Below are 18,549 nucleotides of genomic sequence, written 5' to 3'. Positions count from 1 at the left end.
TCCCGGCGTGAGCGGTTTTTCTGTCGGTGAGAACTGCGGCGCTGAAGCTGCGGCAAGGAAACCTGCCGCCGAATCAGTATCAGGGGCCCGAATAGGTCGCGCCCGTGCCCGATTTCTGCCGTGAAGCCGGACTAGCCAGCATCTGGCCCGTTGCGAAGGGCTCTTTTGTCAGGCAGACTGACAAGTGATGTATACATTCTGGGAGGGGTGGCATGAAAGTCGGAGATGCAATCGCCGAGATTCTCAAACGCGAAGGCGTTGAGATGGTCATCGGCTATCCGGTCAATCACGTGCTCGAATACGCCGCAATGGCCGATATCCGGCCGATCATCGTCCGGCAGGAACGCACCGGCGCGCATATGGCGGATGCCATCAGCCGGATGACCAGCGGCGAGAAAATCGGCGTATTTGTCATGCAATCGGGACCGGGGGCCGAGAACACCTACGGCGCCATCGCGCAGGCCTTTGCGGAATCCGTGCCGCTGTTGGTCATGCCGGGCGGGTATCACCGGCGGCTGGCGCATGTCTCGCCGAACTACAATTCGTCCATCTCGATGCGCGACATCACCAAATCAGCCGAGCCGATCAACGATGCCCGCGAGATCCCCAGCATCATGCGCCGCGCTTTCTCGCGGTTGAAAAACGGGCGCGGCGGGCCGGTTCTGGTCGAGATCCCCAACGACATCTGGAACGATGACGTGCCTGAGCCGCTGAACTACACCCCGGTTCTGCGCACCCGCTATGGCCCCGATCCGGCAGCCGTGGTGCAGGCCGTTGACCTGCTCGCCGGGGCGAAACGCCCGGTAATCTATGCGGGGCAGGGCGTGCATTACGCCAAGGCCTGGCCGCAACTCAAGGCGCTGGCCGAGCGGTTGTCGATCCCGGTCTGCACCTCGCTCGAAGGAAAAAGCGCCTTTCCTGAGGACCACCAACTCGCGCTCGGCTCGGGCGGCGCGGCGCTGCCGCTGACTGTTCGGCATTTCCTCGATAATGCGGATGTGATCTTTGGCATCGGCTGTTCGTTCACTGAAACCGCCTTTGGCGTCGAGATGCCTTTGGGCAAGCGGGTGATCCATGCGACGCTGGACCCCGACCACGTCAACAAGGACATCGAGGCCGAAATCGCACTGGTCGGTGACGCCGCGCTGATGCTCGACGCCGTGCTGGCCGAGGTTAACGCCCGCCGCCTGCCGACCCCCGACCCGCGCGCCGTGGCCGACGAAATCCAGCGCGTCCGCGCGCCGTGGATGAAGAAATGGATGGTCAAGCTCCGCTCGGACGAGGCCCCGTTCCGCCCTTACCGCGTGCTCTGGGATCTGCAGCACACCGTCGACGTCGCCAACACCATCATCACCCATGACGCCGGCAGCCCGCGCGACCAGCTCTCGCCTTTCTGGGTCTCAACCACGCCACTCAGCTATATCGGCTGGGGCAAATCCACCCAGCTTGGCTATGGTCTGGGGCTGGCGATGGGCGCGAAACTGGCCTGCCCGGACAAGCTGTGCATCAACGTCTGGGGCGATGCGGCGATCGGCTTTACCGGCATGGATTTTGAAACGGCGGTGCGCGAGCGGATCCCGATCCTGTCGATCCTGCTGAACAACCACTCGATGGCGATGGAACTGCCGATCATGCCGGTTTCGACGGAAAAATACCGCTCGACCGACATCGGCGGCGACTATGCCGCCTTCGCCCGAGCCATGGGCGGCTACGGCGAGCGCATCACCGAGGTGGCCGAGATCATCCCGGCGATCAAACGCGGCATCGCGGCGACCGAGGCGGGGCAACCGGCTTTGCTGGAGTTCATCACCTGCCAAGAGATTGAATCGTCGAAATATCCGCGCGGCAGCGGGAGCCTGTATCCGTGAACCTGACCAATACGATCACCGCGCTGCAAGCGCTGCTGGGCGAGCGTCTGGCCACCGCCAAAGCCGTGCGCGACCACCACAGCCGCGACACCGGCTGGCACGCCGCCGCGATGCCCGACGCTGTCGCGTTTCCGCGCACGGTTGAAGAGGTGCAGGAAATCGTGCGCCTTTGCGTCGAAAATGATGTGCCTATGGTGCCCTACGGCGCGGGTTCATCGATGGAGGGCCACACGATCCCCGCGCGGGGCGGCATCACAATCGACACCCGCGAGATGAACCATATCCTTGAAATCCGTCCCCAGGACGGGTTGGCCGTTGTGCAATCGGGTGTCACGCGCAAGCAGCTGAACACCGAACTGCGGGCCACGGGCCTTATGTTCTCGGTCGATCCGGGCGCGGATGCGTCGCTGGGCGGCATGGCCTCGACCCGCGGGTCGGGGACGATGGCCTACCGCTATGGCACGATGCGCGACAACGTTCTGGCGCTGAAAGTGGTGACGCCCGACGGCAAGCTGGTGAAAACCGGCAGCCGGGCGCGGAAATCCTCGACCGGCTATGATCTGACGCATCTCTTTGTCGGGGCCGAGGGTACGCTGGGTGTGATCACAGAACTCACTGTGCGCCTGCACCCGATCCCCGAGGCGATTTCTTCGGCGGTCTGCGCCTTTCCCGATGCCGCCAGCGCGGTCGAAACCGTGATCGAGGCGGTGCAATACGGCGTCCCGATGGCGCGGGTGGAGTTTCTGGACGCCGTCGCCGTGGCCGGGGTGAACGCGTATTCCAAAACCACGATGAAAGTCGCGCCGACCCTGATGTTCGAATTCCACGGGACCGATGCCTGGGTTGCCGAACAGGCGCAGATCGTCGCCGGGATCGCCGCCGACCACGGTGCCGAAGATTTCGTCTGGACCGCCGATGCCGAGGAACGCGCGAAACTCTGGCAAGCGCGGCATGATCTCTACTGGGCAACCAAGGCGATTCGCCCGGGCAGCGAACTCTATACCGGCGATATCTGTGTGCCGATTTCGGAATTGGCGGGCCAGATTGAAGCCGCCCGTGCCGATATCGAGGACAGTTTCCTGTTGGGGCAGATCATCGGCCATGTCGGCGACGGCAATTATCACGCGGCGTATATCATCCAGCCCGATGATCCCCGCGAGCTGGCCGAGGCCGAGCGTCTGGCCGAGCGTCTGGTTGAGCGGGCTCTTACGGTCGGTGGCACGGCGAGCGGCGAGCACGGGATCGGCACCGGCAAGTTGAAATACCTGCGCGCCGAGCACGGGGATGCGGCGGTCGATCTCATGAAGACGCTGAAATCGGCGATTGACCCCAAAGGATTGATGAACCCGGGCAAGTTGGGACAGGGCGGCTGACTGTCCCAGCCCGATTTGAAGAGATGCCGGTCCATGCGGGCCGGCATCCTCTTTTGGCGGCGCGCGGGCTGACGGCTGTTGCGCGGATCCATCACCGCGCAAAGCCCGAAGTTTTACCTTTCGGTTAGATACCGACTTTCCCGGGATTTGCTGACCGTCGGGACTGCCGGCTCATATTCGTCGTTCGCCAATGTTGGCTGGCGGTCGAAAAGGCCTCTCGTTCGCGGCAATGCGGGCCACGGCACGTTGTCCGCACCAAGTTGAGGAGATCCGTGATAGCTGATGCTCCCTTTCTCGGCGACATAAAGGTCGAAACCCCCGCGGATCCGGTGTTGTAAGAGTGCACTTGCCGGTTTGAGGACTGCACGAAAACCGGTGTCCACCAGACAGCGACCGCGGGCCGTCTGACCGACGTCATGATGGGGTTGTGCGATCCGCCGGTAGTCGCGCGCGACGCTTAACGCATTCGTTGCCAGATAAAGGCACGCCGTCAGACGTGGCCGCGATCGTCTATTGGCAAGCAGTGCTGGAACAGGCGCGCTGCGCTCACAATTGGGTTGGGATACTTCCGGGCAGCACTAATGTAGCCGCAAAGTCGCAAACCCTGCAGTTCGAAAGTCTGGCCAGCGTTATGAGGTGACCATGTTTGGCCGGGGTAAAATTCCGGGCCGTCCCGGACAATCGCGCCATTTCTCTGCCCCGTGCCGAACGTAGGGCCGGCGCCAGTGGCGTCAAGTAAATGCCACTTCATCTCTCCGCGCGGCTCAATGCTGCGAACCGCTAACCGGGCGAGGGAGGTTCGGGCTTCAGGGCAATCTTTGATGGTGGCTTAAGCGGGTTTCGTTCGGGTTTCTGTGGTCGTGTCGCTTGGTTCTGTGTGGTCAACAGCGGGTCGGCGTCCGGCAAGGCTTTGCTTTTGCACCTTATCCGACGCGGCGTTCCCAACGCGTTGAGCTACGCCCAACGCCGGTGAGGCGCGTGGTCTGCCCTCTTTGGTTGCAAGATAAGCCGCTAACCCGGCGCCGCAATCCCTTGGAAAAGCCGCGTTCTTGACCGACCCCATGGTGTAGATACCCTGATCGTTGCTTAGCTCAGGCAATGGCGCCTCGCTCCCTATGCCAGCTTCAGTAGCGGCAGATCGCACGGATCTTTTCGGCAGATTTTTCAAGCTAAAACAGTGTGATTCCTTCAGTGCGCGACGCGGGCGGCCGCACGGGTGCGCGCGCCGGCGTGACCGTTGTCTCTTCGTCGGGTGCTGTATGAATGACGCGGGCATACCCGGTCACGGGGTGGAAATTAACGCGCCGGGCGGCATTCCCGCCAAGATCGTGCGACTGAACCTCGAAATCCTCTGCCGCGAGATAGCGCAGTGCAAATTCGGCATTGCGCGGGCCAATATCGGCGAACCGTCCGGTCATTCGACTGCCACCAAACACCTTTGCACGCAGGGCGCCACGCTTGGCGCCTTGTTTGAGCAAGTTGTTAATCAACAGTTCCATAGCATGCGCTCCGTACTTCAGACTGCTTGCGTCAGACTCTGTCCCTTCAGCCAGCAGGTAGTGGTTCATCCCACCTATTTTCGCGCCGGGGTCGAACATGCAAACGGAGACGCACGACCCCAGAACCGTTGACAGGACAACAGACGGGTCCGACGAGACTTGAAAATCTCCGCGAATGACCGCGACGGTGCGGGTCTGAAAACCCGGTGGCCAGTGTTGCAAGGGTTGTTTCACGCCGTGTTCCTCTGCGCGGCTCGCAGCACTGCGGGCCCAATGTCACCGATTGGCAGTTCACTCCCGACAGCGCCCAGTTCAGCGGCTTGACCTGGCATGCCGTAGACCACCGAAGTCGCTCGATTCTGGCCAATGGTGCGCGCGCCGGCTTGGCGTAGCGCGAGCATTCCGTCGGCACCATCGCGGCCCATCCCGGTCAGGATTGCCGCTGTAACTTTTTTGGCGATCGGAACCGCCGAGGCAAAAAGCGCATCGACTGATGGCCTGTGGCCGCTGACGCGCGGGCCCTCAACCAAACGACATGACTGACCTTGTCGCGTGTGCAAGACGAGGTGCTGGTCCGAACCCGGTGCGAGCAGCACGGACCCACGGCGCAAAGGCTCGCCGTCGCGCGCTTCGCGGACCTGTGGGGCGACATTTCGGTCAAACAGGCGGGCAAGGCCACTGCTGAAGGCCGCACCGGTATGCTGCACGATCAACGTTGGCGGGCAATCTTCGGGAAAGCTACCAAGGACTTGAAGAAGCGCATCAATTCCACCGGTTGATGAGCCGATCAGAATTACTCCATCGTCAGAAGGTTGTCCCACGGACCGCAGCAATCCTGTATTTGCACGCGGCATTGGTGCGTTCCCGGAAGCAAGCCGAGCCCGCAGATTCTGCTGCAGCGAAACGTCATCGCTGGAAAGATCAGCAACAAGTTGGGTGCCCAAACGGGCTGCATTGCTGCGACTGAACACCAAAGGCATCCATCGTACCGAAAGCGAACGGAAAAGCATCTCCATCATTTCGAACTCGGGCTGCGCCACCAGTTCAGGCGCGATGAGAGCCAACGTCGGTGGCCTGTGCTCGACAGCGTTGAATGTAGCGGTTAGGTCAGCGCAAATGTCGGACACACGAATACCCGGAATCGCGCCCAGTCTTTCCGATGCCGCGCGTCTGTGAGGACAATCCGGGTCGGCTATCAGCAATCGCATTCTTTATCCTTTCCCGACCTGGATATTATTCACCTCAAAAGTCCTGCCAGCGCGCGAGATTGGCCGCGATCGGCGGTGCAGCTTGTGCCTGTCTTGGCGCTTGAACTGCGGTTGCGAAGTCGTCGTCCTCGCTCTCAGCCGGTCTGGGCGGGTTCTGGCGGGCGACAGGGTCCGTGAAAGCCGGGGCATCCCTGCTGACCTCGCTGTCGTTCAGTCTGAAGCGCGAAACGATCTGCGTAAGTGCCGAAGATTCCGTGTTGAGGGTTGTCGCCGCGGCGGTCACCTCTTCAACCATTGCGGCATTCTGTTGTGTGACCTGGTCGAGTTGTGAAACCCCAACATTGATTTCACCAAGACCGGCGGATTGCTCGCGTGAGCCGGTGGCGATGCCACCAATCAGTTGATCGATGTTGCTGACGCGTTCGATGATCATTCGGAGCGTGTCGCCGGCGCGGCCAACCAGGCCAACACCCGTTTCCACCTGTTCCGCACTACCGGTGATCAAGGTCTTGATCTGTTTGGCAGCTTCAGAGGACCGCTGCGCCAGGGCGCGCACTTCGGAGGCAACGACGGCGAAACCACGCCCTGCGTCGCCGGCTCGTGCGGCTTCGACACCCGCATTCAGCGCCAATAGGTTGGTCTGGAAAGCAATGTCGTCAATCACACCGATGATCTGAGAAATCTCATTCGACGATTGCCGGATCATCGACATTGCTGAAACCGCTTCCGAGACAACCTGGCCGCTTTTCTCTGCCTCTTTGCGTGCATCAGCGACCACGGACTCGACCTCTGAGGCGCTCTCGGCCGCCGTCCGCACGCTGGCCGTCAGTTCATCAAGCGCTGCGGCGGTCTCTTCGAGCGTCGCTGCCTGGTTCTCGGTGCGATGTGACAAATCATCGGACGAGGCGCTGATCTCTTCTGCACGGGCACGAATTTCCATGGCATTGGAGGCGATTGATCGCATCAAGCTTTCCATGGTTTCAACGGTCTCGTTGAAATCCGCGCGCAGCTGCTCATAACTGCCAGAATACGCGTCGGTCAGCCGCGTATCGAGATACCCGCTGGCAAGGCCGCGCAACCCACGGCCCAGGTCCTTGACGACAAGCTCTTGCTCGACCTGCGACTGGCGCTGTTGTTCATTTGCATTTTGCCCCCCCGATAAGCTTTTTGCGAAAGACATCGAGCCGACGCGACAGTTCGCCGAGTTCATCCCGTCGTTCAATGTCGACAACCGGCGTTTCGTAGTCTTCCGCGGCGATACGCTCCATGGAGTCTTGGAGCGCGCTCAAAGGCTTGGTGATGGCGCGCGCAATCAGGTAGCCAACAGCTAGAAAAACAGCAATTCCGATCACCATGAAGACAAGTGCCGTACGCTTGAATTTTGTCAACGCGGTGAAGGTTGCTACATGGTCCAGTTCGACAACGACCGCTCTCTCCAGGCCATGCGACTCGAAAGTTTCTACCCAGGCTGAAACCTCGTGCCCATGCAGGCCGGGCACGTTATCGATGTAGCCGGATTCACCAGCCCGGGCCATGGCGATCTGAGGCAAGTCGGGCAGAGGGCTGAGTACGCTGAGGGTGTCTTCCAATCGGTTCGGGCTGCGGCTTAATCCATCCGGTCCGATGATATAGGCATCATCCCTTGGATTCAGGGGCATGATGTTGTTCAAAGCGTCGACAATGCCTTCTTCTGGCAGTTGAATCGCGACGACACCGATTACGGGGGTTCCTGGCGTGTCAAGATCGACAATACGGCGCGCAAGGAACGATGCCGGAGCGTTTCCGCTGGGAAGGTAGTGTTCAAAATCCGCATAGGCTGTAACGGTGGCCGGCGCGTCCATTGCCGCGCGCCATGCTCGTGCGAGCCCCGTATCGGCGTAGAGTCCAGTCACGACGCTGGTCGCAAAGTCGTCCTCTTTGGCAACTGAATACAGGATGTTGCCATCGGTCGAGATTAGGAAAAGATCATAGTAGCCAAAGCGTTCCAGGTGGTCGCGCAAGTATTGATTAAAGGTGTCGTGGACCAGATCATACGCGGGACGGCTGGTGCCCTGGTCGAAGTTCTGGCGTTCACCGGCCGCGAAGGGGTTGTCATCGATATAGGCTTGCCGAAGATCGTTTTGCCAGCCATCAGGTTGCAGAGCCAGAGCGTCGTTGAACTGACGCAGCGCTTCTGGCGCAAGGCTCCCTTCAGCGAGATCTTCGGTCAGGCGGAACATGCCATCAAGCCAGACCCGATAGGCCGTTTCGGTGTGGCCTGCGAGCGACTCGGCCAGATGGTGAGCAAGCGTCTGTTGAGCAGTCTTGATGCTATAATAGTAAACGGCGCTCGCTGCCGCGAGACTGACCGCGAGGGCCACGACCACCATGGCAGGGAGGCGAAGGCCAATCCGCGATTGTGTAAAACGTGTAAGCATGGCTGAATCCTTGATGGAAAGAACGTCAACGCGAGCGCGGTTGGGACGTTTCGGCGATTGATCCTGTGTCGATGTCGCCGACTGTGGCCTCGTCGGGGGACGGTGCGAAAAGGTCTATGGTCGGCTTTTGCCGTTGGGGGTGCGCCTCGGCGCTACCTTGCGCGGCGGCCACCACACGGCGTCGGCTGCGCTCCAATTGGAGCTGCCCCAGACTAACAGCGGAATGCGAAACCAGATCATCGGGAAGTTCCAGGGCCAGTTTCCGCGCGATAGTTTCCAGGTCGTGCAATGATTGGATCGCAAGGTCGAAGTCCTGCACGGCTCGCTTGTTCTGCTGCGTTCGAGCGTCCCCTGTCATTGCCGCTTCGTAGGCGAGCAACATGTGGCGGATTTCGGCCATGACGTCGGCAATCGTGCCCAGGACCGGCGGAATCGGAAATGGGCCATGAAGTGTCATATCTTGCCCACCACCGCTTCGATTGAGGCTTTGAGGCTTTGCGTCGTGAAGGGCTTTTTTATCAGGTTGTTGAGCCCGAGTTTGACGCCCCTTTCCAGGAGCTCCTGACTTGGTGACCCGGTGATAAGGATAAAGCCGATCTGCTGCGTCAGCTTGTTGCTGCGCAGGTTTTCGAGCAAATCGAGGCCGCTCATGCCGGGCATGTTGTAGTCGCTGATCACCAGATGCGCGGGGTTTACCGCCAGACGGTTCAGCGCGTCCTGACCGGATTTTTGGAAGTCGATGTTCTTGATCCCAATTTCTTCCAGCCCTTGTGTCATCAAGCCTCGGCTGACCGACATGTCATCAACGATCATGACTTTGAGGATATCCTTTAGTGCCATTGTTGGTCCTCTTTCATCGGTGCGCATTGGTCGGGAGAGGGCCGGTTTTGCGATAGGCTGTGATGCCGACCGCTTCGAGCCCGTGTTCGGCGGGAGCCGTGATGCGTTCTGAATGTCCGATCAACAAAGAACCGCCATCGTTCAGCGCTTCGGAAAAACGCGTCCACAGTCGGGTTTGCGTCGGCTTGTCAAAGTAGATGGCAACGTTGCGACAGAGGATCACGTCAAAACGCCCGGAAAATGGCCAAGGCTGCATGAGGTTAAGCCGCCGAAACGTAATCAGGGGCTTGAGTTCGGGTCTGATCGTACGAAAGGCTTCAGGCGGGGTGGACGGTTTGGTGAAAAGCCGGGCCTCAAGCGCTGGCGACGGGAAAGCGCAAGACTGTGCCTCATAACGACCACCTTCGGCCGTCACGAGAACCGTCGGATCGACGTCGGTTGCAAGGATGCGGAGATCGAGAGACGCTGCGTCCTTGGCCAGCGCCAGAATGGAACCCGCCAACGAATACGGCTCTTGACCCGATGAGCAACCCGCGGACCACAGGCGCACCCGCTGACCCTTGCGGGCCCGCGCGATGAGACCGGGAAGAACCTCGGCCTCCAACAGCTCGAAGTGATGCGCTTCGCGGTAGAAATGGGTCACATTTGTTGTGAGCGCGGTGATGAAATGATCGCATTCCACGGTGTCGCCGGATTCGATGATCTCGCAATAGGGGTCGAAGCTGGCGAGATTCAGTGCCTTTAGCCGTCGGCCCAGACGAGAGCGAATAAGCGGCCGTTTTGCACTGTCGAGACTTAGGCCCCACCCCGCTTTGGCGATGCGCGCAATGCGTGCAAAATCCGCTTCGGTCAGCTGAAGCTCGGCGTCGGCCGGTGGTGAACGCAGTTGCGCGGTCATGCGGCTTCCTCAGTGCCTTTGGCGAAGAGTGTTTCGAGATCGAGGACACGCAGCATCACGTCATCAACGGGCAACAAGCCCACCACATGATTCCCGGTGCCGTCACGCCGCAACGTCGGGTTCGGGCGAATTGTCTCAACATTGACCGACAGAATCTCAGAAACCGAATCGACGACCAGTCCGACGATCTTGCTGCCGATTGCGGTAACGACGACAATATTGCGTGCACCGATCTCGGTTGCGCCGAGACCAAGCCTGGCAGCCAGATCGACAATGGGGATCACCGCGCCGCGCAGGTTCATCACACCAAGGACCGAATCTTCGGCGAAGGGGAGCGCGGTAACCTGACTCCAGCGCCGGATTTCTCGGATGAGCGTGATCTCGATGCAGAATCCTTGCCCCCCGGCGGTCAGAGAGACAAACTCAATCGTTCGCGCGCTTTCCGTTGTTTCTTTTTCGCTCATCTCAGGCCTCCAGTTCGACAAGTGGTCGGGACGTGCGGCGTGGCGCAACCAACCCGACCAAGGCTTCGGAATCGATGATCAGGGCGATTTTTCCATCGCCCAGAATTGTGGCAGCGGCGATGCCCGTAACGGTGCCGTAGTTCCCTTCGAGGCTTTTGATCACGACCTGTCGCTGGTCCCAGATGGCATCGACGGCGATGGCCACGCTGGTATCGCTTGCGTCGAGGATCACATAGGAGCGGTCGGCCGCGGCAGCGCGCACGGGACGCAAACCAAAGAGCTGGCATAGGTCGACAACCGGCAGGAATGTCCCGCGCACCGAGAGGACGCACTCCCCCGGACCGATTTCATGGATGTCGGAGCGGCTGGGGCGAACGGTTTCGACCACGCTGGACAGAGGAAGAACCATGGTTTCGGAGCCGACGCCGATCACCATTCCGTCGAGCACCGCCAGCGTCAGGGGCAGGGAAATGGTGAAGGTCGATCCTTTGCCGGGCACGCTGGTGATGCCGACCTTGCCGCCAAGCGAGGTGATGGTCGTCTTGACCACGTCCATGCCGACGCCGCGGCCGGAGAGATTGGTCACACTATCGGCGGTCGAAAACCCCGGAGCGAAGAGCAGGGCGTCAATCTCGGGTTCGGAAAGCTTCGCATCGGCGGGGACGAGGCCCTTTTCGATAGCCTTGGCGAGAATTCGTTCGCGGTTTAACCCGGCGCCATCGTCCGCGACCTCTATCACGACATGACCGGATCGATGCGCTGCGGTGAGACGAACACTGCCGATTGCAGGTTTGCCGGCCTGCTGGCGCTTTTCGGCGGATTCGATGCCGTGATCGACCGAGTTGCGCAGCATGTGGGTCAGGGGATCCGCGAGGCGCTCTAGGATTGTTTTGTCAATTTCGGTCGATTCGCCTTCTGAGATGAAGTTCACCGGTTTCGCCGTGGCTTCGCCCGCTTCGCGGACGACGCGACCCATCCGCTGAAACAGTGATTTTACCGGTTGGGCGCGGATTGACATCACCCCTTCCTGAATTTCACGGGCGAGGTAGCGATAGTCGTCCAGCGCGGCCATAATTTCGGAGTCGTTGTTGATGCCGCAGGCCGCCAGTTTCTGGCTGATGACGGCATGGTTGATGATCAGCTCGCCCACCGTGTTGATCAGCCGATCCACGCGATCGGGGTCAATGCGCAACGTCGTTGCGGTCTTCACCGGGGCTTTTGCAGCGGATTGCGCTGGCGTGGCGGCAGCGTTCGGAACGGCGGGCGACGTGGTTGGTTCGGTGATCGCTGGGGCGGTTGCAGGGCCAGACGGCGGGAGGTCCAGCGGGATGCCAAACAGGCTGGCGGGAGGGTCTGTTGGCTCGGGGCTCGTGTCGGGTTCTTGCGCATCGGCAAGGGGCGAAACGTCGAGCGTGCAGAGGCCTTCGGCGAAGGCGAAGACCGCCTTCACGGCGTCGGCGTCGGTGTCGCCGGACAGTGTCAGGGTCCACCGGAGGTAGTTTTCGTCGATATCGATGTCGGTCAGCGGAGGGATCGCGCTGGTGTCGCAGGCGACTGAAAGCGTGCCCAGAGCCGCGAGGGCTGCGAAATAGCGAGCGGGCTCATGGCCATTTGTGTAGAAGGCCGCCGTGGGTTGAAACCGGATGACGAAGCCGCTTGGCGTCGGCGAAGGGTCGTCAATCTGGATGACCGAGAGAGGGGCAAACACGAAGTCCGGTTCGGGCGGCTCTTCGGCTTTGACGGCTTCGGCGTGGCTTTCAAGGTCATTGATCAGGTCCTGGACCGGGTCCAGCGAGGCCGAGCCGGTATCGCGCGTCAGTTCGACAAGCTCCGCAAGCGCATCAGACGACCGTGTGATCAGCCGCAGGATTTCGGCACTGATGTCGAGCTTGTCCGCGCGGATCAGGTCGAGGACAGTTTCGTAGCGGTGCGCGAATGCGACAAGGTCGTTGAAGCCGAAGGCACCCGCCGCACCCTTGATCGAGTGGACCGCGCGGAAGATCGCGTTGATGGTTTCCTTGTCGCGATCCCCTTGGGCGATGGCGTCCAGCCCTTCGGTCAGGGATTCGATGAGTTCTTCGCATTCAGCGAAGAATGTTGCCCTTAGCGCATCGTTGCTCATGCTCCGTCGGCCCCCGTCACCAGTTTGAGGATATCGACCAGTTGATGGTTTTCGAATGGTTTGACGATCCAGCCGGTCGCCCCCAGACCGCGCGCGCGATCCTTGAATTCGACCGAACTTTCGGTGGTGAGCACCAGGATGGGCACCTTGCGGTTGGCGGTGCCCTTTCGGATGGCATCAATCACCCCGAACCCGTCCAGTTTGGGCATGTTGATGTCGGTGATCACCGCGTCGAACCGACTGTGCAGGAAGGTGGAAACCCCATCTTCACCGTCGACGGCGGTGGTGACGTCGAAGCCTGCTTCGGACAAGGTTTGCGACACCAGTTGTCGAATGGTGCGGGAGTCATCGATCGCGAGAATGGTTTTGCCGGTCATACCCCGTCCTCTGTCAACAGGTGGTCGAGTCCCAGCGCGGTCAGGCTGGCTTGGGCGGCCTGTGACGGCTGCGCGATGAGCAGGGTCTGATCCCGGGCCGCAGCGGTTCGTCGTGCGGCCAGAAGCAATTGCGCAACCGAGCCGGGGACAGCCCCGCTGTTCGATGCGTTGATGACCAGACGGGGTCCGGTACGCGCGAGGATGGCATCAATGACCGCCTGCGGCGCGTCCATCCACTCGTCCGGATCGAGGATCAAGGGTTCAGGTTCGGTTTCGGCCACGGCTTTCACCTTCGCAATTCAAGGAACGTCCTGTTGGCCTTGGTAGACGGCCAACTCTTAAGATTGCGTTCCCGCTGCAACGATCCGTTGCGCGTTTATCAGGCGAAGGGTTGGGCACGCTCTCGTCGGGGCGAGAGGGGTTCAGCGTTACGGCAAACCGGTAACGGTATAATTATATTGATGGAATCATGAAGGCTGCAGCGCGCGGCGATCAGGTGAGGCGCGCCGGTCTTTGGCCCCGTCAATCGGGGGCGCTTCGTCTTTGCTGAAAAAGCGACAGGATAAATCGCGCCCGTCACGGCATCGGGGCGCGATTCTTTTCAGGGGAAAGCGCGTTCACCGCCCGACAAATTCAAAGGAGAACCGCCGTTGGGCGCCGGGTGGCGGTGCCGGGAAGGGCGCGGCGCGGCGGATGTGATCCAGCGCGGCGCTGTCCAGCGCGCGACTGCCCGAGGCCTGCGCGATGCTGACCGAGGCCAGCCCGCCGCCGGGCGCGACGGTAAAGGCGACCACAGCCACACCGCGCGCGCGAACGGATTGCTGCCGGACGCGGCGGATCGCGCGCATCACCTGACCGGGATAGTTCGACGCCTCGGCGTTGCCGGGGGCGCTGGCGACGGGGGCCGGGCGCTCGGCGCGCTGTGTCGCGGCACCCGTGGTGCCGTCGGCGCTGCCACGGCGGGCGCTCCGTTCGCTGTTGCCCGCGGGCTGCGCGGCACTTGCCTGCCGCGGTGACGGGCGTTGCTGAGGGCGCGGCGTGGTGGCGTCGGCGGTGCGGACGGTGACCTCGGGTCCCGGGGTGGCCGTTGGCAGCGGAGGTGTGGGCGCTGCCTCGGCCAGCGACGGCGCGCTAGGCGGCGTGGGCTGAACCGGCGTGGCGAGCGCGGTTGCGAGCGGCTCGGACGGGCTGCTGGGGGTCTGGGCCGCAAGCGGGGTGTTGCCGGCAACGGCAGCGGGGGCCAGCGTTCTGGGGGCCGCTGCGGCTGCAGAGGTCTGCGGCGCAGCCGGGGTCTGGCTTGCCGCTGCGGCTGCGGGTGGCGGGGGTGGCGCGGTCTGTACGGGCGGGGTCTGCGGGGCAACGGGGGCTTGGGTCGGCTCGGCCATCGAGGCCGCTGAGGGCAGGGCGCCTTGCGTGAAATCCTCGAAGGCACTGCCCAACGCCGCGGGAGCCGAGGCTGCGCCACCGGCGATCTGCACCGGATCGGTCGAGGGCACGAGCGCGCTGAGCAAGATCCCATGCGCGGCGACCGAGACTGCGCCGGTCATCGCCAGCGCGCGCCAGTCGAAGGCAGCGCGCTTTGCTTGGGCAGACAGGATCATGGCTGCCCCCGTTCGCCCAGAATGACCACCCGTTCCGCCCCCGCCGCCCGCAACGCGGCGCTGAGCGTGACCAGTTGCGCGGCCGGAGCATTGCGGTCGGGCAGCAGGCGGGCGATGCGCGGCTCAATCAGCGAGGCGACATAGGTGTCCGCGTCGGTCGGCTGTTGCTGGTGCAGCAGCGTGCCGTCGGCGGTGATGACCAGCGCTTCGGGCGGGGCTTTGCCGTCCAGATCCGCGATCTGCACCAGCGCGATGCCGTCGCCCGGCGGCGGCGCGATGGTGCCAGCGATCAGGAAGAAGATCAGCATCAGAAAGACCACGTTGATCAGACCGATCGTCGGTTCACCCTTGGCACGGGTCGGGGGCGGGACAAGGCTCATGGCAGCACCTGAAGGTTCAGTTCGGCCCCGCGCAGCACGGCCAGAACATCGACCAGCCGTTGAGCGGTGACGCCCTCGGCCAAAGAGACCAGCACGAGGCCTTCGGTCCCCTCAAGCCGGGCGCGCAGGGCGTCCAGAGCGAGGGGTTCGGTGTTCACAGCCAGCGACTCGGGTGCAAGCTGGACGAAGAGGGGGGGCTCGGATGCGGAACCACCGGGCGTGCCGGCGCTCAGCTCCAGCTCGCCCAGTTTGGTGAAGGTCGAGGTCAGCATGAAGAACAACAGCAGCAGGAAAATCACGTCGATCAGCGAGGTGAGCGACAGGTTGGCCCGCCGCACCGGGGGCACCAGGCTAGGCATGGCGCGCGCCCACACCGGCGCCCAGACCGGCACACAGAGCGGTGTCGATGATCCGTTCTGCCATACGCGCTTCATGCGCGATACGCCCGTCGAACCATGTCAGCACCAGCGAGGCGGGCATCGCCACGACCAGCCCGACAGCGGTGGTCAGCAACGCCACCCAGATCCCCCCGGCCAGCGCCGAGGGATCAACCGCCGAACCCGCCGATTGCAGGCCCTGAAACGCCTCGATCATGCCCAGAACAGTGCCAAAAAGCCCCAGCAACGGTGCGACCTGCGCCACAGAATCCAGCACGCGCAGACCTGCGGAGAGCCGCGCCAGACGCCCGGCGGCAAGCCCGGTCAGACGGGCGCGCAGCGCAGGGTCGTCGCGGTGCGTTTCCTCGGCGGCGCGCAGGGCGACGACGGCGACGGCGGCGAGGTGCGTCGGGGCTGCGGCAGCCTCGGCGCAGGCGCGCTGCGCGTCACCCTTGTCCCAAGCGCCGAGCGCCTGATCCAGGGCGGCGTGACGACCGACCCCCAACCGCACGAATTGCCACAGCTTGGCCAGCACCAGCGCCACGGCAATCAGCGACATGGCCAGCAGGATCATCACCACCGGCCCGCCCAGATCGGCGACGCGGTTGAGCGCGTCCATCAACAGTGTCATTGCAGCACCTCGACCGGAACGCGGCTTTCCAGCGCCAAGGGTGCCGTGCAAGCGGCGCTGTCAGCGGGTGCGCAATCGTTGAGGCCGTTGATCAGCAGTCGGCTGACGTCTTCGCAGCCCAGTCCACCGATCTCGAACGAGCGCACGCGCATCCGGTCCGCTGGCAGATCCTGCAAGTCGAGCAGTGTCATTGCCGCAACCTGGCCCTGCTGGCCGAACAACACGGCTTCAAGCACCAGCCGCGACACGTCTGCCCCGGTTCCATTCTGCGCGACAAAGACCAGTTGGCAGGCACCGTCGCGCGGGTGCAGGGCGTTCAGCTCGATGCGCAGGGGATCGGCCTGCGCGGCTTGGGCAAAACTCGCCATGGCGCAGAGGGCCAGCGGCAGAAAACGGGGAAAGGTGGCCATGGGGGCTCCGGGACTGAGACGGGATCTGCTGGCTGGCCGATGGCTGGCGCGCTGCGAAAGCCCGGAAAGAATTCCGTTTTTCCGCTTGCATCTTTTCGCTAGAATACCTTACAGAACTTGTCAAGTAAGCCGCGTTTGCGAACGCGCTCCCTGCGCCATCCAGCTTTCCGCCAGAGCCGCGCCGTCCCCGACAGCCGAATTCTGACCGCAAAGGAAAGCTCATGAACACCATCGCCCCTGATTCGCCCGCCGCGCTGCGCAGCGCCCGTGCCGAGAACCCCAAAAGCCGGACCCGTGATCTGGCGCAGACGCTGGGCGTGACCGAAGCCCATCTCGTTGCCGCCATGGTCAATGGCACATCCGTTGTCCGCATCGACCCGTCGCCGGACCGTCTGTTCCCGGCGATCGAGACGCTGGGCACTGTGATGGCGTTGACGCGCAACGACAGCTGCGTGATCGAGCGTGACGGGACGTATCTGGACTATCGTTCGGGACAACACGCCGCGATGGTGCTGGGGCCGGACATCGACATGCGTATGTTCCCGTCGCATTGGGTGCATGGTTTCGCCGTGCACGACGGTGACAAGCGCTCGATCCAGATCTTCGACGCGGCGGGTGATGCCGTACACAAGGTACACCTGCGCGAGGCCTCGAATATCGCGGCGTTCGACGCGCTGGTTGCCGAGTTGCGGGTCGAGGATCAGTCGGACCAGATCGACACCACTGCGCGCGCGCCGACCGAAGCGGCCAAGTCGAACCCTGAAAAACTCGATATTCTGCGCAAGGAATGGGACGGCATGACCGACACCCATCAGTTCATGCGCCTGACCTCGAAACTGCGGATGAACCGCCTGGGCGCGTACCGCATCGCTGGTGAACCCTACGCCATATCGCTGACGCCTGACGCCTTTACCGAGGCGCTGCATCGGTCGGCTGCGGGTCAGATCCCGGTGATGATCTTCGTCGGCAACCGCGGGTGCATCGAGATCCACGGCGGGCTGATCCACCGGGTCGAGCCGATGGGTCCGTGGATCAACGTCCTCGACCCCGGTTTCAACCTGCACCTTCGCGCCGACCACATCGCCGAGGTCTGGCTGGTCAACAAGCCGACCAAGCAAGGCCCGGCAATCTCGATCGAGGCGTTTGACGCCGAGGGCGGGCTGATCCTGCAGATGTTCGGCAAACGGGATCCCGACACCGACGCGTGGATCGCGATGACCGAGGCGCTTGGCGCAGAAATGCCTGCCCAAGCGGGAGCCTGAGCCATGCGGCTTTCTCTGATCGCGGCGGCCTGTCTGGCCGCCACGCCGACGCTGGCGCAAGAGCGTGTGGTGGTTGCGGGCTCGGCGCTGGCCGAGATCGTTGCGGCGCTGGGCGCGTCTGACCGGCTGGTCGGACGCGACACCACGGTCAGCTACCCCGAGGCGCTGACCGCATTGCCCGATGTCGGCTACATGCGCGCCCTGTCGGCTGAAGGGCTGCTGTCGCTGGGGCCGGATCTGATCCTTGCGGATGTCGATGCAGGCCCGCAGGCGACGCTGGATCTGGTCGCCGCCACCGATGTTCCGGTTGTCCGCGTCACCGGCGGCTATACCGCCCAAGGGGTCATCGACCGGATCGAAGCCGTCGCGCAAGCGCTCAGCCTCGACCCCGCGCCGCTGGTCGGGCAGGTGCAAAGCGCCTTTGCCACGCTGGCCGAGGCGCGCGTGGATGCAGCACCCGTCAGTGCGATCTTCGTACTGTCGGCGGCAGGCGGTCGGATTCTGGCCTCGGGTCAGGGCACGGCGGCTGAGGGCATCCTGGAGCTGGCAGGCGCGCAGAACGCGATCACCGGGTTCGACGGCTATCGCCAGATGACCGACGAGGCGATCATTGCCGCCGCGCCGCAGGCCATCGTGATGATGGACCGCTCGGGCGATCACGCATTGAGTGATGCCGACATCCTTGCCCATCCCGCGCTGGGCCTGACCCCGGCGGCCGAGGCCGGGCGCATCATCCGGTTGGATGGCGCGTTCCTGCTGGGCTTTGGCCCGCGCACCCCTGAGGCCGCGCAGGCCCTGATGGACGCGCTGGAGGGCTGAGCC

Annotated in this window: 20 protein-coding genes; 4 read left to right on the top strand and 16 right to left on the bottom strand. The window is 62.8% G+C overall.

The genetic code is table 11. The features are described from left to right. Window positions 1–212 precede the first annotated feature (212 nt). Together EAE28_RS06065 and EAE28_RS06060 are read left to right on the top strand one after the other, a co-directional pair. Window positions 213–1,868, top strand: coding sequence for a thiamine pyrophosphate-requiring protein (locus EAE28_RS06065; RefSeq protein WP_127104938.1), 1,656 nt, complete (start codon window positions 213–215; stop codon window positions 1,866–1,868). After that, complete coding sequence (locus EAE28_RS06060) at window positions 1,865–3,241, top strand: FAD-binding oxidoreductase (RefSeq protein ID WP_127104937.1); 1,377 nt, start codon at window positions 1,865–1,867, stop codon at window positions 3,239–3,241. The genes EAE28_RS06065 and EAE28_RS06060 overlap by 4 nt, the downstream gene beginning before the upstream one ends. A 1,169-nt stretch (window positions 3,242–4,410) precedes the next feature. Here EAE28_RS06060 and EAE28_RS06055 read toward each other — a convergent pair. The 16 genes from EAE28_RS06055 to EAE28_RS05980 all read right to left on the bottom strand — a co-directional run bounded on the left by EAE28_RS06055 (window position 4,411) and on the right by EAE28_RS05980 (window position 16,465). After that, a complete protein-coding gene (locus tag EAE28_RS06055) occupies window positions 4,411–4,974 on the bottom strand; it encodes a chemotaxis protein CheD (RefSeq protein ID WP_246022288.1) in 564 nt (187 codons plus the stop codon). After that, complete coding sequence (locus tag EAE28_RS06050; protein WP_164736560.1) at window positions 4,971–5,804, bottom strand: CheB methylesterase domain-containing protein; 834 nt, start codon at window positions 5,802–5,804, stop codon at window positions 4,971–4,973. Before EAE28_RS06050 ends, EAE28_RS06055 begins: the two co-directional genes overlap by 4 nt. Before the next feature lie 178 nt (window positions 5,805–5,982). Next, on the bottom strand, window positions 5,983–7,128 hold the full coding sequence (locus tag EAE28_RS06045) for a methyl-accepting chemotaxis protein (protein ID WP_164736559.1): 1,146 nt from the start codon (window positions 7,126–7,128) through the stop codon (window positions 5,983–5,985). Then, window positions 7,085–8,365: a HAMP domain-containing protein gene (locus EAE28_RS06040; RefSeq protein WP_127104934.1), complete on the bottom strand. Its 1,281-nt coding sequence runs from the start codon at window positions 8,363–8,365 to the stop codon at window positions 7,085–7,087. The genes EAE28_RS06045 and EAE28_RS06040 overlap by 44 nt, the downstream gene beginning before the upstream one ends. 25 nt (window positions 8,366–8,390) lie before the next feature. Next, window positions 8,391–8,822 carry a hypothetical protein gene (locus tag EAE28_RS06035; RefSeq protein ID WP_127104933.1) on the bottom strand — a complete coding sequence of 144 codons (432 nt, stop codon included), beginning with the start codon at window positions 8,820–8,822 and terminating at the stop codon, window positions 8,391–8,393. Then, on the bottom strand, window positions 8,819–9,205 hold the full coding sequence (locus EAE28_RS06030) for a response regulator (protein ID WP_127105323.1): 387 nt from the start codon (window positions 9,203–9,205) through the stop codon (window positions 8,819–8,821). Before EAE28_RS06030 ends, EAE28_RS06035 begins: the two co-directional genes overlap by 4 nt. A gap of 13 nt (window positions 9,206–9,218) precedes the next feature. Continuing rightward, window positions 9,219–10,103, bottom strand: a complete 885-nt coding sequence (locus tag EAE28_RS06025) for a CheR family methyltransferase (RefSeq protein WP_127104932.1) — start codon at window positions 10,101–10,103, stop codon at window positions 9,219–9,221. Further along, a complete protein-coding gene (locus EAE28_RS06020; RefSeq protein WP_127104931.1) occupies window positions 10,100–10,567 on the bottom strand; it encodes a chemotaxis protein CheW in 468 nt (155 codons plus the stop codon). Before EAE28_RS06020 ends, EAE28_RS06025 begins: the two co-directional genes overlap by 4 nt. A 1-nt stretch (window position 10,568) precedes the next feature. Further along, window positions 10,569–12,689: a chemotaxis protein CheA gene (locus EAE28_RS06015; protein WP_127104930.1), complete on the bottom strand. Its 2,121-nt coding sequence runs from the start codon at window positions 12,687–12,689 to the stop codon at window positions 10,569–10,571. Next, a complete protein-coding gene (locus EAE28_RS06010; protein WP_127104929.1) occupies window positions 12,686–13,066 on the bottom strand; it encodes a response regulator in 381 nt (126 codons plus the stop codon). Before EAE28_RS06010 ends, EAE28_RS06015 begins: the two co-directional genes overlap by 4 nt. After that, the gene (locus tag EAE28_RS06005) at window positions 13,063–13,347 is read right to left on the bottom strand and encodes an STAS domain-containing protein (protein WP_127104928.1); all 285 of its coding nucleotides are present in this window, start codon (window positions 13,345–13,347) and stop codon (window positions 13,063–13,065) included. Before EAE28_RS06005 ends, EAE28_RS06010 begins: the two co-directional genes overlap by 4 nt. A gap of 336 nt (window positions 13,348–13,683) precedes the next feature. Further along, window positions 13,684–14,667 carry a TonB family protein gene (locus EAE28_RS06000; RefSeq protein WP_127104927.1) on the bottom strand — a complete coding sequence of 328 codons (984 nt, stop codon included), beginning with the start codon at window positions 14,665–14,667 and terminating at the stop codon, window positions 13,684–13,686. After that, window positions 14,664–15,047: an ExbD/TolR family protein gene (locus EAE28_RS05995; RefSeq protein ID WP_127104926.1), complete on the bottom strand. Its 384-nt coding sequence runs from the start codon at window positions 15,045–15,047 to the stop codon at window positions 14,664–14,666. Before EAE28_RS05995 ends, EAE28_RS06000 begins: the two co-directional genes overlap by 4 nt. Further along, entirely contained in the window at window positions 15,044–15,406 is a 363-nt protein-coding gene (locus EAE28_RS05990) for an ExbD/TolR family protein (protein ID WP_127104925.1), read from the bottom strand. The genes EAE28_RS05995 and EAE28_RS05990 overlap by 4 nt, the downstream gene beginning before the upstream one ends. Next, complete coding sequence (locus EAE28_RS05985) at window positions 15,399–16,055, bottom strand: MotA/TolQ/ExbB proton channel family protein (RefSeq protein ID WP_127104924.1); 657 nt, start codon at window positions 16,053–16,055, stop codon at window positions 15,399–15,401. The genes EAE28_RS05990 and EAE28_RS05985 overlap by 8 nt, the downstream gene beginning before the upstream one ends. Continuing rightward, a complete protein-coding gene (locus EAE28_RS05980) occupies window positions 16,052–16,465 on the bottom strand; it encodes a hypothetical protein (protein WP_127104923.1) in 414 nt (137 codons plus the stop codon). Before EAE28_RS05980 ends, EAE28_RS05985 begins: the two co-directional genes overlap by 4 nt. A 221-nt stretch (window positions 16,466–16,686) precedes the next feature. On the opposite strand from EAE28_RS05980, the gene EAE28_RS05975 reads away from it, so the two are divergent. Further along, the gene (locus EAE28_RS05975) at window positions 16,687–17,727 is read left to right on the top strand and encodes a hemin-degrading factor (RefSeq protein WP_127104922.1); all 1,041 of its coding nucleotides are present in this window, start codon (window positions 16,687–16,689) and stop codon (window positions 17,725–17,727) included. A 3-nt stretch (window positions 17,728–17,730) separates the two neighbouring features. Continuing rightward, window positions 17,731–18,546: a heme/hemin ABC transporter substrate-binding protein gene (locus EAE28_RS05970; RefSeq protein WP_127104921.1), complete on the top strand. Its 816-nt coding sequence runs from the start codon at window positions 17,731–17,733 to the stop codon at window positions 18,544–18,546. Window positions 18,547–18,549 lie beyond the last annotated feature (3 nt).

Origin of the sequence: Pararhodobacter zhoushanensis (assembly GCF_003990445.1) — a bacterium.
Taxonomy (GTDB): domain Bacteria; phylum Pseudomonadota; class Alphaproteobacteria; order Rhodobacterales; family Rhodobacteraceae; genus Pararhodobacter; species Pararhodobacter zhoushanensis.
This window is presented reverse-complemented; position numbering and strand designations above follow the sequence as displayed.